Below are 12,210 nucleotides of genomic sequence, written 5' to 3'. Positions count from 1 at the left end.
GAGGCTGGGAGGGCTACACACCTGTGTAAGTATTACTCTTTCACGACTTTTCGATTGGCAACACCGCTCGGCGTTTGAATGTGCAGGAGATACACGCCCGTTGGCAGTTCACTAACATCAAGCGTTGCTGCGTGCTGGCGAGCCGGTATAGCGGGCTGCAGTATAGTAGCGCCGGTCAGCGTCTTAAGCGATACGTTCTGAATAACTTCACTCGCGGGTACTTCAACCGTCAACGTGGTTTGAACCGGGTTGGGGTACACCAGCAGCGCGTCTGACCAGGTTGGCTCCAGGCCCGTAACCGCCACGACTTTGAAGGTTCGATCGACAGGAACAGCCGCGCCAAACTGCATGTTGCCTTCCTGAATAGCCCGAACCGTAACCGTTCCTGCCCCGGTAAACGTTAACTTCGAGCCGGTGAGCTTCGCCGGTCCGCTACGTACCTGAAAACTCACCGGCAGGTTCGACGACGACGTCGCTTTTAAAGTCATATCGCCCTGATTTGTGTACCGGTCAGCAATCGCACCGAACGTAATGGTCTGCGCGGTTTTGGCGGGTGCAGTCCGTGTTGCCTGCGTGTACCAGACCGGCCACTTGGCACCGGTGTACAGCTCAACGGCTTTCCCGGAAGACGATACCTTGTCGGCCCCCAGAACGACGCCCGAAATCCCTTCGTTTCCGTCGACTTCGTGGCTGAACACCAATTTATCATCCAGGCGTGAGTAGCTGGGAAAGCCTAATGTATTGTTTTCGAACACTTCATAGGCTTTCCCAATACTCCGGTCGGCGGCAACAATAAAATACTCGTCGTTATCCTGATCGAAATAATCGAACGCGATAATGCCGGGGGAGTTTTTCGCATACGAGGGATTACCGATGCTAATGCCTTCGGGTAAACTTGAGAACAACCCCTGAATTTTGCCGTCCGCGAAATCATCCGCTTTGTTGTCCCAAACGTTGATGAAGCTAACGTTCCAGTACCCCGTCTCGTCGCCGGTCGAGTTATACGCATCGTACACGAGCTGCTCCCCCGAGTAGTCCCACTCAAATGAATCGGCAAACTGTACGTTATTTGTTACGACACCTTCTGTGTATGTAGGGTTATACAGTTTAAACTCTGCCCATTTCTTTTTCGCGAAACTATAGACGTAAATCGACGCATCACGGTCAGCCGTCAAAGCGGCTAGTTTCGTACCATCCTTCGAAATCGCTACGTTATCCCAGATCGTTTTGTCGGAGACGATAAATTCTTCGGGCGCTCCTGTCAGATTAACCGAGCGAATGCGTTTATCGGACGATACGTAATACGCCACTTTTCCATCATCCGTAACGCTCGGCCGGTGTTGTAAAGCCGTCTTTGTTTTCTGATCGAACGTAGCGTTGGGCTGCGTTATATTGGTTGAATACAGATTCGACCCCTTCAGATCGGTCAACAGCATCAGGTCCTGCCCCGACGCTACCGGTAAATCGGGCTGCTTACCCGGCGTTGTCTGGGTATCTTCCGTGATGCCAACGGCGTCGAAGGCTTGTTTGGCCGCAGCCACTTCGGTTCCGTTAGCCCCGTACAGGTCGCCCGCGGCTTTAATGACGGCCAGCCGCAGATCCAGAAATTGCGACGAAGCAACCAGGTACGTGGTCAGCGCACGGTAATACACCTGCTCGGCTTTTTCTTTGCCAACGGCCGTTGCAAACTTGTAGAACGCAAAGTTGGCGATACCGCTGTTACTATGCACCCCACCGTTGTCGTCGTCATCCTCGCGCTGCTCAAACTGATCCATGGTGGCGGGTTGATACCCTCTGGCCTTAGGTGCTTTGCCTTGGTTCGGATTTGATATATCGCGGAGTGCACCCGTCGAAATAACGCTGGTTGGCGTTACGGCTTCGCCTAATGTCCAGTTCGCCCGATCGATCATCACGCCGAAAATATCCGCAAACGATTCGTTGAGCGCCCCCGACTGGCCCTGATACACCAGCCCCGCCGTTTTCTCGATCACACCGTGCGTCATTTCATGGCCCGCTACGTCTAATCCACCGGCTAGTGGTTTCAGCAGATTTCCGTTCCCGTAGCCCATTATCTCCCCGTTCCAGAAAGCGTTGTCGAGCCCTTTCCCGTTTTTATCGGTGATGTTGATGACCGAAAACATGGTACTGCCCGAACCGTCCAGCGCATTTCGCTTGAAGGTTTTGTTATAATACTCATAGGCAACAGTGGCGTTGTAATGCGCCGATACAGCCGTTGGGCTCCAGTCCGTATTGGTCGTTGATACAATCTGATTGCGTTTAATCTTAGCGTCGGTTTCCTTACTGTTGCTGGCATCAACGGTTATAATCGCTCCTACCGGACTGTTGGGCATGATCGACTTGTCGGCATTAAACATCGGCCGCGATACGTCGATCATGTAATATTTGCTGCCTTGCTGGTACGTCTGAAACGAGCGCATCACGCCGTTCAGGTCCTTAGCTGACGCTTTCACGCTGCCGGGTCCAACGAACGTACAAGTGTTATCGTATTTATTGAGGATTTCGCCCGTTTGCGCATCGACTACGTATTCCCAGCGCTCCATCAGGTTCGGCCGCACGGTGAGCCGATAGGCTAACCGGGTTGCCCCCTGCCTGGTCGGAAAAATGCAGAGATCACCTTTTGCTTGGTTCAACTTGAAGAGGTTATCGCCAAACGAACGTACCGGCGATGTTTTGTTGACGTCTTTCAACGCCAGGGCTGATGCCTGGGTAAGGGTCAGTCTTGGCGTAGTCGACAGGTTTTCCGGCACCAGCTTGTACCGGCCGTTCAGCAGCGTCACTTCGCCATCGGTCAGGTGGGCGACCAATTCAGAGTTCAGGACGGGAATACCCCGGTGCCTTTGCGTCAGCCGAACGTGCGTCTGCCCAAGTTCATCCTGCTCGGTGCGGGCAACGGTGAAATTAGACTCGGGGTTGTTCACTTTAAGCAAGCCCCGCACCTGGTTCATAAACTGATACGTCGACGACGTAATTGCCGCTGCCGATAGCCGTGCCCCCCGATTATTTGCGGAAGTAGCCGTGCCCGACCTGACTACGTTGCGTTCAATAAAGACGGGCAAATTCGTTAATGAATCCCGCACAACTTTAACCTGCGTTGGATGCACAGACAACGCTAAAGGAGCCGCTGCCAGCCGGGCCTGGCTGTTGGCGGAAGATTTCGCGTTGTTGATAATCGTGGCATTGAGTTTCTCGGCTAAACCCGGCGTAGGAGCCGTCGTTTTGAGCTTTTGCCTGAACCCCGCTCCGGGTTGCTGCGCCCATGTGGCACTGGCCACGCACAGACTTAAAAAAAGAAGAGGTGTTTTCATTTGGATAGAAGACTTATTTAAGCTGAACCGAAACCGGAATCATTTTCAGGAACGACCTATAGAATGTTGGATAGCGCTCAGGAACCGTTGTTCCCGGTGCGCCCCAGGCCACCCTGTAGGTTTCTTTGCCCTTGCGCCACTGCACAAAGGTGTAGAGGTTGCCGGGCTTGTTGAACTTCGTTGTCTTGATTTTGCAGGTCTTTTCGACGGTTGTAAATACCCGTTTCGTGGCCGTTGCGGTTTGGCGGCCGAGGGATGTGTACAGAGAATCGCTGCTGCGACGGCCGAAGAGCTGGCCATTGTCAAGCAGGTAATACGTAGTGGAAGCGCCCGTAAATCCGCCCCCGCTCCCGACCATAACCTGGCGACCGGTATACGTAGCGGGAGTCACGGCAGAAGCTGTTTTACGACCCGCCGGCACGCGGTCAGCCGAAGCAATGGGCGTTTGTGCCGGTGCCAAGACCTGATTCAGCAACAGAACCAGCAGGGTAATGGAGATACAACGTGCGTTCATTCCGGATACGTTTGATAAGTACGCCGGAACAAATGTATAGGCCACGCCCAGGCCCATCAATACGCTATTTGTATGATTTGTAAAAAGCAGGGCCTTGACCGTCATTTAACCAGCGTCAACCGGATAGCAAACGTCGACCGGTTTGCTGCCAAACCGGGTTAGAGAACCCGAAAGCAACTAGAGCAACGATCAGGGAGGGGTGGGCTGACCGTAGGTGGTTTGCGAAATGTCGACTGACGTACCAAACACGCGACGCTGAATGCGCACCCGCAGCAGATTATCGAAATCACCTGATTCGATTTTCGCCAGGCTTGGCGTAGCGCCTAATCCGCGAGCAATTTCCAGAATGGTGTTGCTATGGCCAACGACCAGAACAGTTTTGTTTTTAAGCCCACTGACTCGTTTGCTGATCGCGTCCAGCGGCTTGGGCGCATAGTCAACCGAAGGAACCTTGATGCGTTTAGCCAGTGGTTCGGCCGTTTGTCGGGTGCGTCGGTAGGGCGTTGTAAAAATAGAGTCAATACCCCGGTTGGCAAGTGTATCGGCCAGCGCCTGCGCCCGCTGATGCCCAGCCGGACTTAAGTCGGTCGAGTCGGTCTCATCCACTTTTTCGGCATGGCGAACGATGTACACAGTCGTGGTAGAGCAACTGCTCAATACCAACATCAACAACGTACTGAAAACAGAAATCAGGCGCATGACTCGGGCGGTTATGCCGCAATGATACAAAAAAAGCGCTCACAAGAGTCGAGCGCTTTATGAGGCTGGGTTTACTTACCCATCCATTTTTTGAAATCAGTAGCCCGCTCCCGACTCACCAGCACCTCACCGGTTGGGGCTGGTTGCAGGGTCAGCTTAAGCTTGTGGTTGAAATACGAATGGATTTGCTGAATGGAGTTGATGTTCGTCAGAAACTGCCGATTGATGCGAAAAAAGAGCGCCGGATCGAGCATGGTCTCTAACTCATCCAGTTTGTAATCAACTGTGTACCGTTGCCCCGAGCGCGTGCGAAACAACGTAACGCGTTCCTCAGCCTGGAAGTACGCAATATCCGTGACCTCGATGGGTAGCCACTGCGATAAGTAACGTACCAGAAACCGGCTTCTGTATTCCGTTGCCTGCGACTGCTGCCGCAACTGATGCACAAGAGCATCGATGGCTACGACCTGAATCGGTGGCGCTTCGGGTTTCCGGTTGAGTTGGTGATGTTTTTGCAAACTGGCCGCCAGTTCAGGCTGCTTAATAGGCTTCAGCAGGTAGTCGATGCTGTTGACTTTAAACGCTTTGATGGCGTATTCGTCGTAGGACGTAGTAAAGATGACCGGGGCCGATACCGTTGTCTGCTCAAAGATCTCGAAACTCTGCCCGTCGGCCAGTTCAATATCCATGAAAATCAAATCCAAGGCGGGGTTCGTTTTTAAGTAATCAACCGCTGTTTCCACACTGGCCAACGTATTGACGATCTCTATATTAGGATCAATCTCAACCAGCAGCTTACTGAGTCGGCGGGCGGCCAACTCTTCATCTTCGATAAGTAAGACATTCATAGAATTCATTCGCGGCTAAGGGGCTCACGCATTATAACCTTAAAGTAACTACGCTATGCTGGCTCGTTCAACAGCATCGTGACTCGAACCAGCAATACGTTGCCTGAACCCGTTAAAACAACGCCTAATCCGGCACCCGATTTTACGCATTCAGGCTGTAATAAGCGGAAGCGCCACCACAAACTGACCGGCTTCTTCACGTACTGTCGGGCGAGGCTGACCCAGCATCTCGTATTTAGCAATGATATTGTTTAATCCGACGCCATTGGACACGACGCCCTGTTTTTTCTGCTGAAGGTTATTACGTACGTACAGATTAGCCAGCCCATCGGTCCGAATCTCGACCGTCAATGGCCTGCTGGCCATCACGACGTTATGCTTGACGGCGTTCTCGACCAACAGTTGCAGCGTTAGCGACGGAAGCTGATAGCGGCCAAACTGTTTGCCGATCTGCGTAACCAGGCGAAAGCCATCGCCATAGCGTGTACGCAGCAGATGCGCGTAGGAGCGAATGAATTCCAGTTCGGTATCCAGATCGGTTAGATTCTGCTCGTTGGCCCGAAGCACGTAACGATACACTGAGCTCAGCTCTTCGGCGAACGTTTCGGCCTGCTGGGGGTTTTCGCTGATCAGCGCAATCAGCGAGTTGAGGCTATTGAACAGAAAGTGCGGATTGACCTGCTGCTTCAATACGTCCATCTGTTGCTGCATGTGCAATTGCTTCAACTCATACTCGCGCCGGGTGCTTTCCCGCAACTGATTGTACGTAAAGATGGACTCGTGACTCCCCGCCGACGTAACGTTCGTGACAAAGCCAATCATCAGTACCCAGGGGATGGTCTCCGGTTTATAGGGATAACCCAACTGGTCATACGTCCAGTAGATCACTAAAATCACGGACATCAGAACGAAGACGTATCCCAGCATGGAGTACAGCAGCCGCTGACCAAACTCATCGGGCGCACCGTAACGGAATCGCATGTACTTCATCCACATCGTCAGCGTCACAAATACAAACAGCCCCCAGGCGTTGGCAATCAGGGTGGTGGGTACAAACAACGACCGATCCTGAAAATACACCGCTCCGAAAATCACGTAGTTGGCAATGATCAATGCCGGATAATTGAGCAGGTAGATCAGCACATCGTAGCGATCGAATTTGGCCCACTGTTTCATAAGGCAAGATAAAATGAACGCTTTTTCATGGTATGCTTTCGTCCGTATTGATCTCTAAAGCGGTTGAGCCGGCATCAGCGGCAGGGCCACTCTGAACTGCCCGGCTTCTTCGCGCACGATAGGTTGAGGCTGGCCCAGCATTTCGTATTTAGTGATGATGTTGGTAAGCCCTACACCGTTGGAAATGACGCCGTGTTTTTTCTGCTGGAGGTTATTGATTACGTGCAAATTGGCCAATTCATCGGTGCGAATCTCTACGGTCAGCGGCTTGCTGGCCATCACGACGTTATGCTTGACGGCGTTCTCGACCAGCAGTTGCAGCGTCAGTGAGGGAAGCTGGTACCGACTGAACTGAGGATCAATATGCGTAACCAGTCGAAACCCCGCACCGTACCGCGTTTTAAGCAGATGCGCGTAGGAGTGAATAAAGTCCAGCTCGGTATCCAATTGAGTCAAGTCCTGCTCATTGGCCCGAAGAATATACCGGTATACCGAACTCAGTTCCTCCACAAATACCTCGGCCTGTTTTGGGTTATCGCCGATCAGGGTAATCAGCGAATTCAGGCTGTTGAACAAAAAGTGCGGATTAACCTGCGTTTTCAATACGTTGAGCTGGTTCAGTAAGGCTTCCTGCTTGTACATTTCGGTGGCTATGCTGTTCTCCCGCCACTTCGTCAGCGTATAGTACAGTTCGTACATGCACAGAGAAATGATGTTTGAGCCTGCTCCTATCCAGAAAATAATGACCTTACTGGTGTGGGACGCTTCGAAATTGAAAAACGGAATGAAGCTGTATACAACGAACGAGATGACCGAAGTAGCCAGCGTCAGAACGAAGAACACCGGAAATTCGAGTACCATCCGCAACGGCGTTTGAGATAACTCCGGGTACCGCTTCATAATCCGCTGGATTATGGCTGTTTGAAGCACCAGGAGAAGGGTGCAAACCGTATAGGAGTTCGCCGACGCGATCAGGAACACGCGCCAGTCGGAAAAATAGCGGTCGCCGAGCCAAACGTAGTTCCCCAGCGGAACCGTCCAGGACACCAGGCCGAGCAAAATCCAGATACTCTGGGTCGGTAGCCTGAGCGAAAGGCCTTGAAACGACCGGCGAAACAATTGAGCCATAAGCTTGATGAAAACCGACTGGTTTCAGTCTGTACGGTTGACGACAACTACGAATATCCACAATTATTCCTGAGTGGCCCAATGAACATATCTTAAATTGATAGCCGCTTTAGTAGGCGGTCTATTCCTGAAACAACACCGCACTGATCTGCCACAGAATCAGCCCATAAACGTAACAGCCGCCCAACACTCGACCGGCGAAGTCAGCGTTAGGCGGCTGTTACGTTAGCCTCATCTACTGTTTATTACCGGCCAGTTTCAGGTGGATTCCAATGGCAGGCATGATGTACCCTTCGTCGGGCAGCTCAGGATCGGTAGCGTAGTTTATGCCCCACTTGGTTCGGTCAACTTCGAGTGTTGCCTCAACCGACAACTGGCCGTTTTCCACCTGAATTTTGGCCGGAAAAGCTACGGCATTCGTCTTGCCCAGCATCGTCAGTTCTCCGTTCACCTGGTAATTCGCTCCGGCAACGCCCTCCTTGCCGGTATAGGGCGTAATGCTGGTAATGGCATACGTAATGTTGGGATGCAAAGCCATATTGAAAAAATCAGCACTTTGCAGATGGTGGATCAACTGCTCTTTCACCTCTTCGGTGGGCAGGTTGAAGTTAACGATCGACGAAACCGGAATGGTAAACGACCCACCGGTCACCTTGCCGTCTTGTACCAGCAACTGATCGCTTTTTACCGTAATCGCACCTTCGTTAAAATAACCGGTACGCAGGCTGCCTTTCCATTCCGCTACTGACTTTTTATCATCCAGTTTATAGGCATCAACCGTAGGATCGACCGGGTCGTGTTTACAATTCCACAATAATGTTGCTAAAGCAATGGCACTAAACAGGGTTACGTTTTTCATAAAATTTGGCGTATTGCCATGATTAAAAAGAGGTTTTGATTTATATGACTAGAGGACTGTTTGCCTTTCACCCATGAACACTACGTATCAGGGAGCAGGTGGAATGTTGGCAGGCACGGCGTTATTCACGGGCTTGAGCGATTTCAGGTAGGCGAACACCGCCTTCATGTCGGCATCTGCCATATTGGTGTAGTTCGGCCACGGCATGGGCGGTAGCAAAGGCCGACTATTGTCTAATCCCTTAAACTTTCCTTTCCGCATGGCCTTGTTAAACTGCTCGAACGACCAGTTGCCAATACCCGTTGCGTCGGGTGTCAGGTTAGCGGCAAACGATACGCCCCAGGGACCCATAAAAGCCGTGTTCTGCCCGTTGAATACTATCCATTGGCCGGTTTTGACCAGGTTCTTATCGTAATCGCCCAACGGCTCGGCGCTGTTGTAGCCCGATAAAAAGCGGTCCATATCGGGGGCCGGCCCCTGTGGAGTAATCTTTTTGGGCGCATGGCAATCGGCGCAGCCCATAATCGTGACCAGGTACTCTCCGCGTTTGATCATAGGGTCCTGATGGGCGTACTTCCGGACCGGACCCGGATGGCTCACCTGTTTCGGTGTGTTCTGGGGAATTGTAAAGGCACACGTTAGCCCGATGGCGGCCGTAGCCGCCAGATACATCCATTTCGTCATGTTGCAATTGTTGTTTTTTAGTAAAAGGGGTTCCCTGCGGTACACTTGCGTTAGCCTGGCGTACCGTACTTCATGAATTAAACGGAAAGAAAAAGAGATATGGCTCAGGCGTGCATCCTGATCAGTTGCTTGCTGGGTGTCCGGTAATAGTGGGCATTTTTCTGGAACACCGAGGTCGGCGCGTCACTGGCAAACTGCCTGAAGTCACGGATGAAGTGCGCCTGATCGGAGTAACCAAAACTATACGAAACATCCAGCCAGTTAGGCGTAATTGGCTTTTCCTGCAAAGCTTCAAACGCGTTCCGAAAGCGAATGATACGCTGATACATCTTAGGCGTAGTGCCGTAGTTGTCCTTAAAACTACGCTCCAGCTGGCGCTTGCTGATAAACAAATGTTCGCTTAGCGCTTCAATAGACAGACTGCCTTTCGACTCCCGGATCAGGCGCGATGCCTCGAATACGTAGTTCCGTTCGTTGCTTACGTTCCGGAGCTGTGCCAGCAAAAACGACTCGGCCATTCTGACCACCTGGTTAATATCCTCTCTCCCATATACGTCCTCCACCAGCCGGTTGATGTTCTTACCGAACAGGCTTTCCAAATCGGTAAAGTTGTTGAACAGCGACGCTACTGGTACTTTAAACAGCTGAGGCAGGCATTCGGGTTTGAGCTGAATCCCGAACTTACGTACCGTTCCTATTGACTTCCAGTGCACTGCATCCTGATAAAGCCCTGCAAAAAACGCCTGGGGAAGTTTATGCCAGGTGTCGTTGAAACACACATGGGCGCGGTTATCGTCTAAATGGATGATAAGCTCCAGGGTTCCAAACGGCAGACAGCGCTGGACGGGTGATTCTTCCTGACCGCTGGTCTTGAAATGGTGCAGCCAGTAGCACTCAACAAAAGGTTGGAGTGCCGCAGAAGGCTTAAATTCCTGATAACTCGTGTTCATTAGTGTTCAGTAGCACGTTGTGAATGGTACGTAAAAGTAAAACGACTCTACTGGCTTATATTGAAAAAAAGCGACATCTGCGCAAACGGTCATGCAAGCGCTAACGAGGTACGAACTTTAGTCAGCCGGTCGGCAGGCAACTCGTCTTCAGCCAGTTGTAGGAACTGGTTAAATACCTCCGCTGGGGCACCCTGTTTTACGCCCGAGAGCCACCCGACCACTTCCTTGTTGTTAATTGAGCGCATCATCCAGCGGCTCTCGATCAGCAACGTTTGCGGGGGAATCGATTGGAGAATCCCGCCTTCCATCTGCCGGATTTCCGCATCGGTATAATGCGTCCAGAGCAGGTACATCAATACGTTCTCCTCCTTGTTCATGTGGTACAGGTTAAAAGCGATAAACTCGTTGAAGGCAAAAAAGATACGTTGCCCAATCGCTTCTTTCTGTGCCGTACGGTCGGCGGTTTTCCATTCCTGAATATGGCCGAAAAGGGTCTGCGTCAGGCGGTGGTCGATCTCATGATCGCTTTCGAGTTCGTCGATAAGCTGCGCGTTATGCTTCCGGATATGCGGCAGAATGAACTGATCTTCATTTTCGGCGTGCTCATCGAACAAATGGAGTATCTGTTCGAGTTGCTCAACGGCTGCGTTCGCTTCGTCGGACTGCCCGAAGTCGGTGCGCTGCAATCGAAGTGCTGTATCATACAGCATACTCCGTAACCCTTTGTGAATCTGATTAAACACGTTATAGCGTTGCTCCTGCATGATTTTTAGAGAGATTTATTTAACGGCTATCGCTTCAATTTCGACCATAAGCTCCGGAAATGCCAAAGCCTTCACTTCTACAAGCGTACCAGCGGGTACTCCATTCGCTGTACTCACCCGAGCCAGTACCTGCCCATAGGCAGCAAAGAATTCCGCGACTGAAGTGGTGTAAAAATTGAGCCGTACTACGTTGGCTATCGCATAGCCGGCCTGCGTCAATACCGTTTCCAGATTGTCGAAGCTTAGCTTGATTTGCTCGCTCATGTCCGCGGAAACGGGGCGGCCTTCGGCGTCCATTGCGGCCTGCCCGGCGCAGTAGAGTGTGTGAGTTGACTGTGATACTTCAACGGCCTGGGCGTACCCTAACTGGTCTTGCCACTGCCAGGGGTTGATCATTGATTTTTGCATTGTTCTTAGTTTTTAAGAGAGATATTTGTCGTTAAGCGCTTTCCGAACGCCTGGACAAAAGTAGAGCAAGCGATACGCCCAGTATTGAAGAAATGCGACAGACGCCGAATCGAGGAAAAATTTACGGTTCCTTTACCAGATGGTGCAGTATCGGCGTTGCAGTTCAGCAGCTATGCCTTTTTTAATGGCCTGACGACCCAGCCAGTTCAGTAGAGGCTGCATCACCGCCATCCAGCCGGTCAGGTAGGTGCCACTAATCATAACCGTGTAGCCCAGAGCATACAAACTCTTGGGCATACCCTGCGCATTGGACTGACCATCGCGCGCCAGTCCGTACGTAATCTGAAGCGTCTGCTCGAAACCTGGGCAGCCCGGAGCGATCCGGCACTGAAAACGGCACGACTGACTGCTCTGGTTGAAGAACCGGTGTTTACTACCGATGGGCGCGGTGGCGCTCTCACCGGGGTTGAGTCGTAGGATCTGATTACCGACCTGAAGGCTCAACTCGCCTTCCAGACAGGTAAATTCTTCAGCGAAGTCGTCGTGGTAATGCAGGGGGTTGCCGCCCCCGGCGGATAATGTAACCTCTACCAACGTGTGGTAATCATTGCTTTCGCGGCTGGTTTCCAGAAAAACAACTTCGTCTTTCAGAATAGGGTTGATAATGGTACGGGCCGTCTTTGTGGTCTGCATGAGCTTGTTGGTTAAAACTAGATGCTGGAAAACGAGCGGATTGGATTAACCCATCGCAGATTAATGTTCCGACGTTGATAGCCCAAAGTTGTACCCAATCAGAAGCGATTAGCCATACCGAACTGACTAAAGCGGCACTTATCGGTACTGAAGCCGCCAGA

General features: G+C 51.7%; 12 protein-coding genes. All 12 read right to left on the bottom strand.

Annotation, left to right across the window (positions count from 1 at the left end; translation table 11 throughout):
• Positions 1-32: 32 nt before the first annotated feature.
• Complete coding sequence (locus tag ACYVIY_RS21420; protein ID WP_460978439.1) at positions 33-3,326, bottom strand: M4 family metallopeptidase; 3,294 nt, start codon at positions 3,324-3,326, stop codon at positions 33-35.
• Between the two features lie 13 nt (positions 3,327-3,339).
• On the bottom strand, positions 3,340-3,840 hold the full coding sequence (locus tag ACYVIY_RS21415) for an FAD-binding oxidoreductase (RefSeq protein ID WP_460978438.1): 501 nt from the start codon (positions 3,838-3,840) through the stop codon (positions 3,340-3,342).
• 189 nt (positions 3,841-4,029) lie between these two features.
• Positions 4,030-4,539: a SixA phosphatase family protein gene (locus ACYVIY_RS21410; RefSeq protein ID WP_460978437.1), complete on the bottom strand. Its 510-nt coding sequence runs from the start codon at positions 4,537-4,539 to the stop codon at positions 4,030-4,032.
• Positions 4,540-4,610: 71 nt separating this feature from the next.
• Complete coding sequence (locus tag ACYVIY_RS21405; protein WP_460978436.1) at positions 4,611-5,387, bottom strand: LytR/AlgR family response regulator transcription factor; 777 nt, start codon at positions 5,385-5,387, stop codon at positions 4,611-4,613.
• A 150-nt stretch (positions 5,388-5,537) separates the two neighbouring features.
• A complete protein-coding gene (locus ACYVIY_RS21400) occupies positions 5,538-6,563 on the bottom strand; it encodes a sensor histidine kinase (protein ID WP_460978435.1) in 1,026 nt (341 codons plus the stop codon).
• A gap of 54 nt (positions 6,564-6,617) precedes the next feature.
• Entirely contained in the window at positions 6,618-7,691 is a 1,074-nt protein-coding gene (locus ACYVIY_RS21395; RefSeq protein WP_460978434.1) for a sensor histidine kinase, read from the bottom strand.
• Positions 7,692-7,926: 235 nt separating this feature from the next.
• Positions 7,927-8,550: a YceI family protein gene (locus tag ACYVIY_RS21390; RefSeq protein WP_460978433.1), complete on the bottom strand. Its 624-nt coding sequence runs from the start codon at positions 8,548-8,550 to the stop codon at positions 7,927-7,929.
• Between the two features lie 87 nt (positions 8,551-8,637).
• Complete coding sequence (locus ACYVIY_RS21385; RefSeq protein WP_460978432.1) at positions 8,638-9,234, bottom strand: diheme cytochrome c-553; 597 nt, start codon at positions 9,232-9,234, stop codon at positions 8,638-8,640.
• Positions 9,235-9,338: 104 nt separating this feature from the next.
• Positions 9,339-10,184: a DUF6597 domain-containing transcriptional factor gene (locus ACYVIY_RS21380; RefSeq protein WP_460978431.1), complete on the bottom strand. Its 846-nt coding sequence runs from the start codon at positions 10,182-10,184 to the stop codon at positions 9,339-9,341.
• Between the two features lie 89 nt (positions 10,185-10,273).
• Positions 10,274-10,948 (bottom strand): hemerythrin domain-containing protein, encoded by a 675-nt coding sequence (locus tag ACYVIY_RS21375; RefSeq protein ID WP_460978430.1) that lies wholly within the window; start codon positions 10,946-10,948, stop codon positions 10,274-10,276.
• A 15-nt stretch (positions 10,949-10,963) separates the two neighbouring features.
• Complete coding sequence (locus ACYVIY_RS21370; RefSeq protein ID WP_460978429.1) at positions 10,964-11,356, bottom strand: RidA family protein; 393 nt, start codon at positions 11,354-11,356, stop codon at positions 10,964-10,966.
• A gap of 132 nt (positions 11,357-11,488) precedes the next feature.
• Positions 11,489-12,049 (bottom strand): cupin domain-containing protein, encoded by a 561-nt coding sequence (locus ACYVIY_RS21365; protein ID WP_460978428.1) that lies wholly within the window; start codon positions 12,047-12,049, stop codon positions 11,489-11,491.
• Positions 12,050-12,210: the final 161 nt, after the last annotated feature.

The sequence above is a fragment of the Spirosoma knui genome (assembly GCF_054780635.1).
This window is presented reverse-complemented; position numbering and strand designations above follow the sequence as displayed.

Excerpts from the sequence above, each read along its gene's own strand:
- ACYVIY_RS21420 (WP_460978439.1), bottom strand. The coding sequence starts at position 3,326 with ATGAAAACACCTCTTCTTTTTTTAAGTCTGTGCGTGGCCAGTGCCACA.
- ACYVIY_RS21415 (WP_460978438.1), bottom strand. The coding sequence starts at position 3,840 with ATGAACGCACGTTGTATCTCCATTACCCTGCTGGTTCTGTTGCTGAAT.
- ACYVIY_RS21410 (WP_460978437.1), bottom strand. The coding sequence starts at position 4,539 with ATGCGCCTGATTTCTGTTTTCAGTACGTTGTTGATGTTGGTATTGAGC.
- ACYVIY_RS21405 (WP_460978436.1), bottom strand. The coding sequence starts at position 5,387 with ATGAATGTCTTACTTATCGAAGATGAAGAGTTGGCCGCCCGCCGACTC.
- ACYVIY_RS21400 (WP_460978435.1), bottom strand. The coding sequence starts at position 6,563 with ATGAAACAGTGGGCCAAATTCGATCGCTACGATGTGCTGATCTACCTG.
- ACYVIY_RS21395 (WP_460978434.1), bottom strand. The coding sequence starts at position 7,691 with ATGGCTCAATTGTTTCGCCGGTCGTTTCAAGGCCTTTCGCTCAGGCTA.
- ACYVIY_RS21390 (WP_460978433.1), bottom strand. The coding sequence starts at position 8,550 with ATGAAAAACGTAACCCTGTTTAGTGCCATTGCTTTAGCAACATTATTG.
- ACYVIY_RS21385 (WP_460978432.1), bottom strand. The coding sequence starts at position 9,234 with ATGACGAAATGGATGTATCTGGCGGCTACGGCCGCCATCGGGCTAACG.
- ACYVIY_RS21380 (WP_460978431.1), bottom strand. The coding sequence starts at position 10,184 with ATGAACACGAGTTATCAGGAATTTAAGCCTTCTGCGGCACTCCAACCT.
- ACYVIY_RS21375 (WP_460978430.1), bottom strand. The coding sequence starts at position 10,948 with ATGCAGGAGCAACGCTATAACGTGTTTAATCAGATTCACAAAGGGTTA.
- ACYVIY_RS21370 (WP_460978429.1), bottom strand. The coding sequence starts at position 11,356 with ATGCAAAAATCAATGATCAACCCCTGGCAGTGGCAAGACCAGTTAGGG.
- ACYVIY_RS21365 (WP_460978428.1), bottom strand. The coding sequence starts at position 12,049 with ATGCAGACCACAAAGACGGCCCGTACCATTATCAACCCTATTCTGAAA.